The following is a 14,523-nucleotide window of genomic DNA, read 5'->3' as shown; positions in this document are numbered from 1 at the left end:
CTGGGGGGCTGGCGGGATCAGGAAGCCGTTGGCGGAGGGGGCCGAGCCGCCTGAAACCCCGCCCAGCTCGCCGTTTGTGGACCTGGGGGCGGTCAACGGCAGCGCCGACCTGGGTGTCGCGTTTATCACCGACAACCTGCTGCTGGACCTGGAACTGACCGCCATGGAAAAAACCGGCAATGGTGAAATCGTTTCGCAGCCCAAGGTCGTCACCTCCGACAAGGAAACCGCGCGAATCCTCAAGGGCACCGAGATTCCCTATCAGGAGTCCAGCTCCACCGGCGCGACCTCGGTGTCGTTCAAGGAGGCCTCCTTGTCATTGGAAGTGACCCCGCAAATCACCCCGGACGGCTGGGTGATCATGGAGGTCAAGGTCACCAAGGACGAGCCCGACTACCTGAACAGGCTCAACGATGTGCCGCCGATCAAGAAAAACGAGGTCAATGCCAAGGTGCTGGTCAAGGACGGGGAGACCATCGTGATCGGCGGGGTTTTCTCCAATACTCAAAGCAAAGTGGTAGATAAAGTGCCATTTTTGGGCGATGTGCCGTATCTTGGCCGCCTTTTCCGGCGGGATGTGGTTTCGGAGAAAAAATCCGAGCTGCTGGTATTCCTGACTCCGCGTATTATGAATAACCAGGCGATTGCTGTGAGTCGTTGATTCTGTGCGAAATTTGATTCTTGTAGGACCGATGGGGGCTGGAAAAAGCACCATCGGCCGTTTGCTGGCCAAAGAGCTGCGCCTGCCATTCAAAGACTCCGATAAGGAAATTGAATTGCGCACGGGCGCCAATATCCCGTGGATCTTCGATAAGGAAGGCGAACTGGGCTTTCGCGACCGCGAGCAGGCGATGATTGCCGAGCTGTGCGGCTGCGATGGCGTGGTATTGGCCACCGGCGGTGGCGCAGTGATGCGCGACGAGAACCGCCGGGCGTTGCACGCCGGCGGTCGCGTGGTTTATCTGCACGCGTCTGTCGAGCAGCAGGTGGGCCGCACCGCTCGCGACCGCAATCGCCCATTGCTGCGCACCGCCGACCCGGCAAAAACCCTGCGGGACCTGCTGACGCTGCGCGACCCGCTTTATCGGGAAATCGCCGATCTGGTGGTGGAAACCGATGAGCGGCCGCCACGAATGGTGGTTCTCGACATTCTCGAGCGCCTGGCACAGTTGCCACCCCGTTAAAGCCAGGGCCGAAATGCGCTATCCTCGGCGGCGCGTCATGACCGTCCGAGTTGTGGCGTAGAGCCATCAGGCAGCGTCAGATCCCGACGTTGCCGACAACGTTAATGTAGGGCAGGACGCCTGCTTTCATCTTCAACGCGGGGACACATGCAGACACTTAAGGTCGATCTTGGCGAGCGCAGCTACCCGATCCATATTGGCGAAGGTTTGTTGGACCAGCCCGAGTTGCTCGCACCGCATATTGCCGGGCGGCAAGTGGCGATCATCTCCAATGAAACGGTCGCGCCGCTGTATCTTGAGCGTCTGAGCCGCAGCCTGGCGGCGTACTCGGTGATCTCGGTGGTGCTGCCGGACGGCGAGGCCTTCAAGACCTGGGAAACCCTGCAACTGATCTTTGATGGCCTGCTGACGGCCCGTCATGACCGGCGCACCACGGTGGTGGCCCTGGGTGGCGGTGTGATCGGCGACATGGCCGGCTTTGCAGCCGCCTGCTATCAGCGCGGCGTGGACTTTATCCAGGTACCGACCACCTTGCTGTCCCAGGTCGATTCGTCGGTGGGCGGCAAGACGGGCATCAACCACCCGCTGGGCAAGAACATGGTCGGCGCGTTCTATCAGCCGAATGTGGTGCTGATCGACACTGCCACCCTCAATACCCTGCCACCCCGCGAGCTGTCGGCGGGCCTGGCGGAAGTCATCAAGTACGGGCTGATCTGCGACGAGCCGTTCCTGACCTGGCTGGAAGAACACGTCGACGCCCTGCGCGCCCTCGACCAGGTGGCACTCACCGAAGCGATTTCGCGCTCCTGCGCCGCCAAGGCGCTGGTGGTGAATGCCGACGAGCGTGAGTCCGGCGTGCGCGCCACCTTGAACCTCGGCCACACCTTCGGCCATGCGATCGAGACCCACATGGGCTATGGTGTGTGGTTGCATGGAGAGGCCGTAGCGGCTGGCACAGTGATGGCATTGGAGATGTCGCAACGCCTGGGCTGGATCAGCGCCCAGGAGCGTGATCGCGGGATCCGCCTGTTCCAGCGCGCCGGGTTGCCGGTCATTCCTCCCGAGGAGATGACCGAGGCAGATTTTCTCGAACATATGGCAATAGACAAGAAAGTGATCGACGGTCGACTGCGACTGGTGCTGTTGCGCCGAATGGGCGAAGCGGTAGTGACCGACGATTATCCGAAAGAGATTTTACAGGCCACGCTGGGAGCGGATTACCGCGCCCTGGCCCAGCTTAAAGGTTAATAAGATCCCGATGACTAGTTTGCATGCCGACGAGGCGTTCCTCGGCCATTACCAGTTAAGCCACGACCCTTTTGCTCCTCGGGTGCCTGGTTTCAAGTTTTTCCCTGCGCAACGCAAGCCGGTGCTGGGACAACTGCACCACCTGGCGCGCTACAGCCAGTTGCTGCTGGTGGTCACCGGCCCATTGGGCAGCGGCAAGACCTTGCTGCGCCAGGCACTGGTGGCCAGCACCAACAAGCAATCGGTACAGAGCGTGGTGGTTTCCGCCCGTGGTGCCGGTGATGCGGCAGGCGTGTTGCGTCAAGTGGCCCAGGCCCTCGACGTGTCCACTGCCGAGCCGAATGCGATCCTCAAGCAAGTGGTGCAACTGGGCCTGACCGGCCAGGAAGTCTACCTGCTGGTGGATGACGCCGAGCAGCTCGACGAATCTGCCCTGGAAGCGTTGCTGGCCCTGGCGGCCGGTACGCCTGAAGGGCGCCCGCATGTGTTCCTGTTTGGCGAGTCTTCGCTGATCGCCGAACTTGAACAGATCAGCGGTGAGCAGGAGCTGTTCCACGTCATCGAACTGCAGCCTTACGAAGAAGAAGAAACCCGCGAATACCTGGCCCAGCGGCTGGAAGGCGCAGGGCAGGGCATCGAACTTTTCTCCGCTTCGCAGATCTCTGATATTCACGAAAGCTCCGACGGCTGGCCTGGCACCATCAACCAGGTTGCCCGGGATGCCATGATCGAAGCCATGATTGCCAGCCGCTCAGCGGTAAAGCGTCCAAAGATGGGGTTTACTATGCCGAAGAAGCACGTATTGGCAATTTCTGCCGTTGTCGTGGTTGCCGTCGCCGCCGCCTGGTTGATTCCAGGTCGCAACAAGGCACCGACCACCGCTGGCGCGCCAACCGAACAGGCGCAGTTGCCACTGGGCAAGCCAACGCCGAACGTTGAGTTTGCCAACTCCGGCCAACCCACCAACCTGCCAATGGTCGGCCAACCGGTGATGCGCGGCCCGCTCGCCGAAGAAGCTGGCGGCATCTCCGAAGGCGACGATGGGGTGCCCGTGGAAGGCTCCAGCGCCACGCCGCCGACCGTGACCACCACCGCGCCACCTGCGGGCGTGCCAGCCGGTCAGCCAGCGGCCAAGCCGACGCCAGCGCCAGCCCAGGTCGCCACCGCCAAGCCTGCGCCTGTTGCCAAGCCGGTCGCCCCGGCGCCTGCGGCCAAGCCGGCTCCAGCCGCCAAGCCTGCCGAAAAACCGGCCGTCGTGGCCAAGGCCGCGACTGGCGCTGCCGGCAGCAGCTGGTATGCCAGCCAGCCTACCGGTAACTTCGTGGTGCAGATCCTCGGCACCAGCTCCGAAGCCAACGCCCAGGCGTTCGTGAAAGAGCAGGGCGGCGAGTACCGTTATTTCAAGAAAGTGCTCAACGGCAAGCCTCTCTACGTGATCACTTACGGCAACTTCTCCAGCCGTACAGCAGCGGAATCCGCTATCAAGGCCTTGCCAGCGAAGGTTCAGGCTGGTAAACCTTGGCCTCGCACTGTCGCCAGCGTTCAACAAGAACTGGCAACAACTCGCTGAAGATCCGGCGGCCTTACCCAGGCCGCCCTCTCGGCACCTCAAAAAAAACAACACAGCGTGCAGCCCTGAAGGCCGCGCGCTTTGTGGTGTCTGCGTCACAGTGGCTTTTGAGTCGTAGCGGTCAAAATTAAAAAAGTTTTGACTAGCACAGCATATCGCTTTAAACCTTTCATAAATGCGACATAGATTTGCGACATTTCGTCGCTAAATTTGTGAGCGTCTGTGTCGGTGTGTACAATGACCTCCCTTTTGCCCCCGCTAAGCCGGCGTACGTTCGGCGTGGAAGGTAACCGGTTGAATTGAAAAGAAATTTGCCTCGGAATAAGAGGCAGCCTGGTGAGAAAGTGTCTATGAAAGCAGGTCTGTACCAACCCGATGAATTCAAGGATAACTGCGGTTTCGGCCTGATAGCCCACATGCAGGGCGAGCCCAGTCATACCCTTTTGCAAACGGCCATCGAGGCCCTGACCTGCATGACCCACCGCGGTGGGATCAACGCCGACGGCAAGACCGGTGACGGTTGCGGCTTGCTGATTCAAAAGCCCGACCAGTTCCTGCGCGCAGTCGCCAAGGAACATTTCGGCGCCGATTTGCCCAAGCAGTACGCTGTGGGCATGGTGTTCTTCAACCAGGACCCGGTAAAAGCCGAAGCTGCTCGCGAGAACATGAACCGCGAGATCCTGGCCGCTGGCCTGCAGCTCGTCGGCTGGCGCAAAGTGCCGATCGACACCAGCGTACTGGGCCGCCTGGCCCTGGAGCGCCTGCCGCAGATCGAACAAGTGTTCATCGCAGGCGACGGCCTGAGCGACCAGGACATGGCGATCAAGCTGTTCACCTCTCGTCGTCGCTCGTCCGTGGCCAATGCCGCCGACACCGACCACTACATCTGCAGCTTTTCCCACAAGACCATCATTTATAAAGGCCTGATGATGCCGGCGGACTTGACCGCCTTCTATCCAGACCTGAGCGATGAGCGCCTGCAAACCGCAATCTGCGTGTTCCACCAGCGCTTCTCCACCAACACCCTGCCGAAATGGCCGCTGGCCCAGCCATTCCGCTTCCTCGCCCACAACGGCGAGATCAACACCATCACCGGCAACCGCAACTGGGCCGTGGCCCGTCGCACCAAGTTCGCCAACGACCTGATGGACCTGGAAGAGCTCGGCCCGCTGGTCAACCGCGTGGGTTCCGACTCCTCCAGCATGGACAACATGCTCGAACTGATGGTCACCGGCGGCATCGACCTGTTCCGTGGCGTGCGCATGATCATTCCGCCAGCGTGGCAGAACGTCGAGACCATGGACCCCGACCTGCGGGCGTTCTATGAGTACAACTCGATGCACATGGAACCGTGGGACGGCCCGGCTGGCGTGGTAATGACCGACGGTCGCTACGCCGTGTGCCTGCTCGACCGTAACGGCCTGCGCCCGGCGCGTTGGGTGACCACCACCAACGGCTTCATCACCCTGGCGTCGGAAATCGGCGTGTGGAACTACAAGCCGGAAGACGTGATCGCCAAGGGCCGCGTTGGCCCGGGCCAGATCCTCGCCGTGGACACCGAGACCGGTCAGATTCTCGACACCGATGCCATCGACAACCGCTTGAAGTCCCGTCATCCGTACAAGCAATGGCTGCGCAAGAATGCCCTGCGCATCCAGGCAACCATGGAAGACAACGACCACGGTTCTGCCTTCTACGACGTCGACCAGCTCAAGCAGTACATGAAGATGTACCAGGTCACCTTCGAAGAACGTGACCAGGTGCTGCGCCCACTGGGCGAGCAGGGCTACGAAGCCGTCGGCTCCATGGGCGATGACACGCCAATGGCTGTGCTGTCCCAGCGCGTGCGCACGCCGTACGACTATTTCCGCCAGCAGTTCGCCCAGGTGACCAACCCGCCGATCGACCCGCTGCGCGAAGCCATCGTGATGTCCCTGGAAGTGTGCCTCGGTGCCGAGCGCAACATCTTCCAGGAATCGCCTGAGCACGCTTCCCGCGTGATCCTCAGCTCGCCGGTCATTTCCCCGGCCAAGTGGCGCTCGTTGATGACCCTGGATCGCCCAGGCTTCGACCGGCAGATCATCGACCTGAACTACGACGAGAGCCTCGGCCTGGAAGCCGCGGTGCGCAATGTCGCCGATCAGGCTGAAGAAGCCGTGCGTGCCGGCCGTACCCAGATCGTGCTGACCGACCGCCATATCGCCCCGGGCAAGCTGCCGATCCACGCTTCCCTGGCCACCGGCGCGGTACACCACCGCCTGACCGAAAAGGGCCTGCGTTGCGATTCCAACATCCTGGTTGAAACCGCCACCGCCCGCGACCCGCATCACTTTGCGGTGTTGATCGGCTTCGGCGCCTCGGCGGTGTATCCGTTCCTGGCTTACGAAGTACTCGGCGACCTGATCCGTACCGGCGAAGTCCTGGGCGACCTCTACGAGGTGTTCAAGAACTACCGTAAGGGCATCACCAAGGGCCTGCTGAAGATCCTGTCGAAGATGGGCATCTCCACCGTCACGTCCTACCGCGGCGCGCAATTGTTCGAAGCCATCGGCCTGTCGGAAGAAGTTTGCGAGATGAGCTTCCGTGGTGTGCCGAGCCGCATCAAGGGTGCGCGTTTCGTCGACATCGAAGCCGAGCAGAAAGCCCTGGCCGCCGAAGCCTGGAGCGCGCGCAAGCCGATCCAGCAAGGCGGCCTGCTGAAGTTCGTGCACGGTGGCGAATACCACGCCTACAACCCGGACGTGGTCAACACCCTGCAAGCCGCCGTGCAGCAAGGCGACTACGCCAAGTTCAAGGAATACACCGCGCTGGTGGATAACCGCCCGGTGTCGATGATCCGCGATTTGTTCAAGGTGAAAACCCTGGACACGCCGCTGGCCATCAGCGAGATCGAGCCACTGGAATCGATCCTCAAGCGTTTCGACTCCGCCGGTATTTCCCTGGGCGCCTTGTCGCCTGAGGCTCACGAAGCCCTGGCCGAAGCCATGAACCGCCTGGGTGCGCGTTCAAACTCCGGCGAAGGCGGTGAAGACCCGGCGCGCTACGGCACCATCAAGAGCTCGAAAATCAAGCAGGTCGCCACTGGCCGCTTTGGTGTGACCCCGGAATACCTGGTCAACGCCGAAGTGCTGCAGATCAAGGTTGCCCAGGGCGCCAAGCCGGGCGAAGGCGGGCAACTGCCAGGCGGCAAGGTCAACGGCCTGATCGCCAAGCTGCGTTATGCAGTGCCGGGCGTGACGTTGATTTCACCGCCGCCGCACCACGACATCTACTCGATCGAGGATTTGTCGCAGCTGATTTTCGACCTCAAACAAGTCAACCCGCAGGCCCTGGTCTCGGTGAAACTGGTCGCGGAAGCCGGCGTGGGCACCATCGCCGCCGGTGTGGCCAAGGCCTATGCCGACCTGATCACCATCTCCGGCTACGACGGCGGCACCGGCGCTTCGCCGCTGACCTCCATCAAGTACGCCGGCGCACCGTGGGAACTGGGCCTGGCTGAAACCCACCAGACCCTGCGCGGCAACGACCTGCGCGGCAAAGTCCGGGTGCAGACCGACGGTGGCCTGAAAACCGGCCTCGACGTGATCAAGGCCGCAATCCTCGGCGCCGAAAGCTTCGGCTTCGGCACCGCGCCAATGATCGCCCTGGGCTGCAAATACCTGCGCATCTGCCACCTGAACAACTGCGCCACCGGCGTGGCCACTCAGAACGAGAAGCTGCGCAAGGACCACTACATCGGTACCGTCGACATGGTGGTGAATTTCTTCACCTACGTCGCCGAGGAAACCCGTGAGTGGCTGGCCAAGCTGGGCGTGCGTTCCCTGGAAGAGCTGATCGGCCGTACCGACCTGCTGGACATCCTTGAAGGCCAGACCGCCAAGCAACAGCACCTGGACCTGACGCCGCTGTTGGGCAGCGATCACATCCCGGCCGACAAGCCACAGTTCTGCCAGGTTGACCGCAACCCGCCGTTCGACAAGGGCCTGCTGGCCGAGAAGATGGTCGAGATGGCCACTTCGTCGATCAACGACGCAAGCGGCGGCGAATTCGCCCTGGATATCTGCAACTGCGACCGTTCCATCGGCGCACGCATCTCCGGCGAAATCGCGCGCAAGCACGGCAACCAGGGCATGGCCAAGGCGCCGATCACCTTCCGCTTCAAGGGCACCGCTGGCCAGAGCTTCGGTGTGTGGAACGCCGGTGGCCTGAACATGTACCTCGAAGGCGACGCCAACGACTACGTGGGCAAGGGCATGACCGGCGGCAAGCTGGTGATCGTCCCGCCAGTGGGCAGCGTCTACAAGACTCAAGACAGTGCCATCATCGGCAACACCTGCCTGTACGGCGCAACCGGCGGCAAGCTGTTTGCCGCGGGCACGGCCGGTGAGCGTTTCGCAGTGCGTAACTCCGGTGCCCACACCGTGGTTGAAGGCACGGGCGATCACTGCTGCGAGTACATGACCGGTGGTTTTGTCGCGGTGCTGGGCAAGACCGGCTACAACTTCGGTTCGGGCATGACCGGCGGTTTCGCCTACGTGCTCGACCAGGACAACACCTTCGTCGACAAGGTGAACCACGAGTTGGTGGAGATCCAGCGGATCAGCGGCGAAGCGATGGAATCCTATCGCAACCACTTGCAGCATGTGCTGGACGAATATGTCGAGGAAACCAACAGCGAATGGGGTCGCAACCTCGCTGAAAACCTCGATGACTACCTGCGTCGTTTCTGGCTGGTCAAGCCCAAGGCTGCCAATCTGAAATCGTTGCTTTCCAGCATCCGTGCCAACCCGCAGTGATATGCGCCTGAAGAGTTTGATGAGGTTTTAACATGGCTGAACGTCTGAATAACGACTTCCAGTTCATCGATGTCGGGCGCAAAGATCCGAAGAAGAAACTGTTGCGTCAACGCAAGAAAGAGTTCGTGGAAATCTACGAGCCCTTCAAACCCCAGCACTCGGCCGACCAGGCCCACCGCTGCCTGGGTTGCGGTAACCCGTATTGCGAATGGAAGTGCCCGGTGCACAACTTCATTCCGAACTGGCTGAAGCTGGTGGCCGAGGGCAACATCCTCGCCGCCGCCGAGCTGTCTCACCAGACCAACACCCTGCCGGAAGTGTGCGGCCGGGTGTGCCCGCAGGACCGTCTGTGCGAGGGTGCGTGCACCCTCAACGACGGCTTCGGCGCGGTGACCATCGGTTCGGTGGAGAAGTACATCACCGACACCGCGTTCGCCATGGGCTGGCGCCCGGACATGTCCAAGGTCAAGCCGACCGGCAAGCGCGTCGCGATCATCGGCGCGGGCCCGGCGGGCCTGGGCTGCGCCGACGTGCTGGTGCGTGGCGGCGTGACCCCGGTGGTGTTCGACAAGAACCCGGAAATCGGTGGCCTGCTGACCTTCGGCATCCCCGAGTTCAAGCTGGAAAAAACCGTACTGAGCCATCGTCGCGAAGTCTTCACCGGCATGGGTATCGAGTTCCGCCTCAATATCGAAATCGGCAAGGACGTGACCATGGAGCAACTGCTCGAAGAATACGATGCCGTGTTCATGGGCATGGGCACCTACACCTACATGAAGGGTGGCTTCGCCGGTGAAGACCTGCCGGGCGTGTACGACGCTCTGGACTTCCTGATCGCCAACGTCAACCGCAACCTGGGCTTTGAAAAGTCGCCGGAAGATTTCGTCGACATGAAAGGCAAGAAGGTCGTGGTGCTGGGCGGTGGTGATACCGCGATGGACTGCAACCGCACTTCGATTCGCCAGGGCGCCAAGTCGGTGACCTGTGCCTACCGTCGTGACGAAGCCAACATGCCGGGTTCGCGCAAAGAGGTGAAGAACGCCAAGGAAGAAGGCGTGAAATTCCTCTACAACCGCCAGCCGATCGCTATCGTCGGTGAAGACCGTGTCGAAGGCGTGAAAGTGGTCGAGACCCGTCTCGGCGAACCGGATGCCCGTGGCCGTCGCAGCCCCGAGCCGATCCCGGGTTCCGAAGAGATCATCCCGGCAGACGCCGTGGTCATCGCCTTCGGTTTCCGCCCAAGCCCGGCGCCTTGGTTCGAGCAGTTCGAAATCCAGACCGACAGCCAGGGCCGCGTTGTAGCCCCGGAACAAGGCCAGTACAAACACCAGACCAGCAACCCGAAAATCTTCGCCGGTGGCGACATGGTGCGCGGTTCTGACCTGGTAGTGACGGCCATCTTCGAAGGCCGCAACGCCGCCGAAGGGATCCTGGATTACCTGCAGGTCTGACCCCGATCCCGGATTGAAATGGGATCAAAATGTGGGAGCGGGCTTGCTCGCGAATGCGGTATATCAGTCACCAGATGTGTTGGCTGACCCACCGCTTTCGCGAGCAAGCCCGCTCCCACATTTGTTTTGTGGCGCTTTCATATCCGCGACAAATTGACCCGATAGACAAAAGGCACGGCTCTTGCCGTGCCTTTTGCGTCGCGCTCTGAGAAAATGCCCGCACTTTTTTTGCGGATGCCGACATGACTGCCCTCAAGAACGACCGTTTCCTTCGTGCCCTGCTCAAGCAACCCGTGGACGTCACCCCTGTGTGGATGATGCGCCAGGCCGGTCGCTACCTGCCGGAATACCGCGCCAGTCGCGCCCACGCCGGCGACTTCATGAGCCTGTGCATGAACCCGGAGTTCGCCTGCGAAGTCACCATGCAACCGCTGGACCGCTATCCACAGCTGGATGCGGCCATCCTGTTCTCCGATATCCTGACCATCCCTGATGCCATGGGCCAGGGCCTGTACTTCGAAACCGGCGAAGGCCCGCGTTTCAAGAAAGTCGTCAGCACCCTGGCCGATATCGAAGCCCTGCCGATCCCCGATCCCCACAAGGACCTGGGTTACGTCATGGACGCCGTCAGCACCATCCGCCGCGAGCTGAACGGCCGCGTGCCGCTGATCGGCTTCTCCGGCAGCCCGTGGACCCTGGCCACCTACATGGTCGAAGGCGGCTCGTCGAAAGACTTCCGCAAGACCAAGGCCATGCTGTACGACAACCCGCAAGCCATGCACCTGCTGCTGGACAAGCTGGCGCAGTCGGTCACCTCCTACCTCAACGGCCAGATCATGGCCGGCGCCCAGGCGGTGCAGATCTTCGACACCTGGGGTGGCAACCTGTCGGCGGCGGCGTACCAGGAGTTCTCCCTGGCCTACATGCGCAAGATCGTCAGCGGCCTGATCCGCGAACACGAAGGCCGCAAGGTGCCGGTGATCATGTTCACCAAGGGCGGCGGCCTGTGGCTGGAAAGCATCGCCGACGCCGGCGCCGACGCGCTGGGCCTGGACTGGACCTGCGACCTCGGCGAAGCCCGTCGCCGCGTGGGCAGCAAGGTCGCGCTGCAAGGCAACATGGACCCGACCGTGCTGTACGCCAAGCCGGAAGCGATCCGCGCTGAAGTCGGCCGCATCCTTGCCAGCTACGGCAAAGGCAGTGGTCACGTGTTCAACCTTGGCCACGGCATTACTCCGGAAGTTGATCCGGAGCACGCAGGCGCGTTCCTGCGGGCGGTGCACGAGTTGTCGGCGCAGTATCACGAGTGATCGCGCGGCAATGAAAAAGCCCGGCAGATGCCGGGCTTTTTTGTAAGCGCTGGTTAAGCCTTGGCTTCCTGCAACGGCGGCAACTTCGCCAGCTTCAACGCCACCAGCAACGCGACGATCAACAGCGCGACGATAAACCCGCCAATCCCGTTCCACCCGGCGTAGTGCCAGAAAAAACCGCCCGCCGTCCCCGCAATACTCGACCCCACGTAGTAACTGAACAGGTACAGCGACGACGCCTGGCCCTTGGCTTTCAGCGCGCGGCGGCCGATCCAGCTGCTGGCCACCGAGTGGGCGCCGAAGAAGCCGAAGGTGAAGATCAGCATGCCGGGCACTACCAGCCACAGCGGGGTAAACAGCGTCAGGGCGATGCCGCCGAGCATCAGCACGATGGTGCCCCAGAGCACTCGGCGACGGCCCAGGCGGTCGGCCAGGGAGCCGATTTTCGCCGAGCTGTAGATACCCGAGAGGTAGACCAGCGACAGCAGGCCTACCACGGCCTGGCTCAAATCGTACGGGTCCGCCAGCAAGCGGTAGCCGATGTAGTTGAACATCGTCACAAAGGCGCCCATCAGCACGAAGGCCTCGAGGAACAGCCACGGCAGGCCGGCGTCCTTGAAGTGCATGGTGAAGCCGTCCACCAGGCTGCGCGGGTGCAGGGTGCTGGCGCGGAAGTTGCGCGATTCGGGGAGGATCTTCCAGAACACCGTGGCTGCGATCAGCGCCAGGGCGCCAATGATCAGCATCGCCGTGTGCCAACTGACGAAGTCGATCAGCACACCGATGATCAAGCGCCCGCTCATGCCGCCAATGGCGTTACCACCGATGTACAAACCCATGGCCAGCCCGATGTGTTGCGGGTGGATCTCTTCACTCAGGTAGGTCATGGCCACCGCTGCCAGGCCGCTGAGGGACAGGCCCACCAGTGCGCGCATCAGCAGGATGCCTTCCCAGCTTGGCATCAAGCCGCTGGCGATGGTGCACAGTGCGGCGCAGAACAGCGCGGCAACCATCACCGGCTTGCGCCCCAGGGTGTCGGAAATCGGCCCGGTGATCAGCAGGCCAATGGCGAGCATGCCGGTGGCCACCGAGAGAATCAGGCTGCTTTGCGCGGCATTGATGGAAAATTCGTGGGACAGCGCCGGCATCATCGGCTGTACGCAGTAGAGCAGGGCGAAAGTGGCGAAACCGCCGGAGAACAGCGCCAGCACCGTGCGCATGAACATCGGGGTGCCTTTTTCGATGTACTGCTCGTTGAGCTGTGCCACCACGTCATCGAGGGCGGTGGGCGGTACTTCTTGAGCAAGCGGAGCGACAGCAGATTTCACGCGGGACCTCGGGGAGGAAAGGCTGCCAGGGCTGGCAATGCAAAAAAGAATATAGCTCCCTATTGATTCTTTCCAATATATTGTTCGACCTGTTTAAGAGCTTTTACGACCTAATGAGGTTTTCATGGAACTGCGCCACCTGCGTTACTTCATCGCCGTGGCTGAAGAGCTGCATTTTGGCCGCGCCGCGCAGGTGCTGGGGATCTCCCAGCCGCCCCTGAGCCAGCAGATCCAGGCGCTGGAGCAGGAGATAGGTGCGCGGTTGTTTGAGCGTACCAATCGTCGGGTCGAGCTGAGCGAGGCCGGCAGGTTGTTCCTGCAAGAGGCGCGGTTGGTGCTGGCGCAGGTGGATAAAGCGGCGGACGTGGCGCGTCGGGCGCAGTTGGGGGAACTGGGGGAGTTGAAGATTGGCTTCACCTCTTCTGCGCCGTTCAACTCCAGCATCCCACAGGCGATCTTCGCGTTTCGCCAGGCATTCCCGGCGGTGCATTTGAATCTGCAGGAGATGAGCAGCACGGAGGTGGCCGAGTCGCTGGTGGATGAGTCGATTCAGGTGGGGTTGATGCGACCGTTGCCGTTGCCCGATTCCCTGAGCGTCGTGGAACTGATGCGCGAGCCCTTGGTGGCCGTGCTGAACGCCGGGCATCCGTTGGTGGAGGGCAGTGAGCGGGGTTTGCACCTGGCGCAATTGGCCGAAGAACCGTTTGTGTTTTTCCCGCGGACTTACGGCAGTGGCTTGTATGCCCAATTGATGAGCCTGGCGCGTGATGCCGGCTTCAGCCCGCATTTCGCCCAGGAGGCCGGGGAAGCGATGACCATCATCGGCCTGGTGGCGGCGGGGTTGGGTGTCTCGGTGTTGCCGGCGTCGTATCAGCGGATCCGCATTGATGGCGTGGTGTATCGCACGTTGCTGGATCAGGAGGCGGTGACGGCGGTGTGGCTGGTGCAGCGCAAAGGCCAGCAGACGCCGATGGCCAAGGCGTTTGTCGAGCTGCTGACCCGCAAGGCATTGGTATGACCGACGTATAACCTGTGGCGAGGGAGCTTGCTCCCGCTGGGCTGCGCAGCAGCCCCGAAACCCGACGACTGAGTTTTACCAGGCAACCTTCAATCGCAGGTTTCAGGGGCGCTTCGCGCCCCAACGGGAGCAAGCTCCCTCGCCACAGGGAAGCGGGTGTTTCAGTTCTGCTTCGACGTCCCGGTCTGCTGGAGCAACTGCGCCGTGTCACTCACACCATTGGTGCGCAACGCCGCCAGGATGTCACGGTCCAGCATGCTCACCCAGCGGTTGTAGTTGCGGTGAATCTTGCCGTCCTTGTAGCCCAGGTCGCGGCTGTCGCGGTAGGTGATGGCGTAGCTGGTGGCGGTGTAGCGGATGTCGATTTCAGCGTGGAACTGGTTGCGCACGTTGATCTCGGCCTGCACCAGTTGCGGGCTCAGGCGCTGCACCACCCATTGGCGTTTGTTCAAGGCCGCGATAATGGTCTGCTTCATTTTTTCTTCGTTGACCTGCGGGTTCGCCGGCAAGTCGTGCTGGGTGTTGAGCACCGGTTTGTTGGTGCAGCCAGCGGTGGTGAGCAGGGCCAAAGCGACCAGTGTTGCGCGTAGCAGGGAAGACATTCCATTTCTCCAGTCA

9 protein-coding genes and 1 pseudogene are annotated in these 14,523 nt (G+C 61.8%); 8 read left to right on the top strand and 2 right to left on the bottom strand.

The features are described from left to right. From HX786_RS16665 to hemE, 7 genes and pseudogenes are all read left to right on the top strand, one after another. Positions 1 to 661, top strand: a pseudogene (locus HX786_RS16665) (type IV pilus secretin PilQ); the annotation flags it as partial. A gap of 4 nt (positions 662 to 665) precedes the next feature. Beyond that, complete coding sequence (gene aroK / locus HX786_RS16660; protein ID WP_003209345.1) at positions 666 to 1,184, top strand: shikimate kinase AroK; 519 nt, start codon at positions 666 to 668, stop codon at positions 1,182 to 1,184. Between the two features lie 147 nt (positions 1,185 to 1,331). Beyond that, positions 1,332 to 2,432 carry a 3-dehydroquinate synthase gene (gene aroB / locus HX786_RS16655; protein WP_003209346.1) on the top strand — a complete coding sequence of 367 codons (1,101 nt, stop codon included), beginning with the start codon at positions 1,332 to 1,334 and terminating at the stop codon, positions 2,430 to 2,432. Between the two features lie 10 nt (positions 2,433 to 2,442). Then, the gene (locus tag HX786_RS16650; protein ID WP_003209350.1) at positions 2,443 to 4,002 is read left to right on the top strand and encodes an SPOR domain-containing protein; all 1,560 of its coding nucleotides are present in this window, start codon (positions 2,443 to 2,445) and stop codon (positions 4,000 to 4,002) included. A gap of 350 nt (positions 4,003 to 4,352) precedes the next feature. Further along, positions 4,353 to 8,798, top strand: coding sequence for a glutamate synthase large subunit (gene gltB / locus HX786_RS16645; protein WP_003209351.1), 4,446 nt, complete (start codon positions 4,353 to 4,355; stop codon positions 8,796 to 8,798). A gap of 32 nt (positions 8,799 to 8,830) precedes the next feature. Then, positions 8,831 to 10,249, top strand: a complete 1,419-nt coding sequence (locus HX786_RS16640; RefSeq protein WP_178912346.1) for an FAD-dependent oxidoreductase — start codon at positions 8,831 to 8,833, stop codon at positions 10,247 to 10,249. Positions 10,250 to 10,491: 242 nt separating this feature from the next. Beyond that, positions 10,492 to 11,559, top strand: a complete 1,068-nt coding sequence (gene hemE, locus HX786_RS16635; protein ID WP_008439243.1) for a uroporphyrinogen decarboxylase — start codon at positions 10,492 to 10,494, stop codon at positions 11,557 to 11,559. A 53-nt stretch (positions 11,560 to 11,612) separates the two neighbouring features. On the opposite strand, the gene HX786_RS16630 is transcribed toward hemE, so the two are convergent. After that, positions 11,613 to 12,830, bottom strand: a complete 1,218-nt coding sequence (locus HX786_RS16630) for an MFS transporter (protein ID WP_371132458.1) — start codon at positions 12,828 to 12,830, stop codon at positions 11,613 to 11,615. Between the two features lie 181 nt (positions 12,831 to 13,011). Between HX786_RS16630 and HX786_RS16625 the strand changes: the two genes are divergently transcribed. After that, the gene (locus tag HX786_RS16625) at positions 13,012 to 13,905 is read left to right on the top strand and encodes a LysR family transcriptional regulator (protein WP_003209358.1); all 894 of its coding nucleotides are present in this window, start codon (positions 13,012 to 13,014) and stop codon (positions 13,903 to 13,905) included. 161 nt (positions 13,906 to 14,066) lie between these two features. On the opposite strand, the gene HX786_RS16620 is transcribed toward HX786_RS16625, so the two are convergent. Next, positions 14,067 to 14,507, bottom strand: a complete 441-nt coding sequence (locus tag HX786_RS16620) for a hypothetical protein (protein WP_003209360.1) — start codon at positions 14,505 to 14,507, stop codon at positions 14,067 to 14,069. Between the last annotated feature and the right edge of the window lie 16 nt (positions 14,508 to 14,523).

The sequence above is a fragment of the Pseudomonas sp. 21615526 genome (assembly GCF_013386245.1).
In the GTDB taxonomy this organism is placed as follows: Bacteria; Pseudomonadota; Gammaproteobacteria; order Pseudomonadales; family Pseudomonadaceae; genus Aquipseudomonas.
Note: the sequence above shows the minus strand (reverse complement) of the source record. Positions and strands in the feature narration are given on the sequence as shown.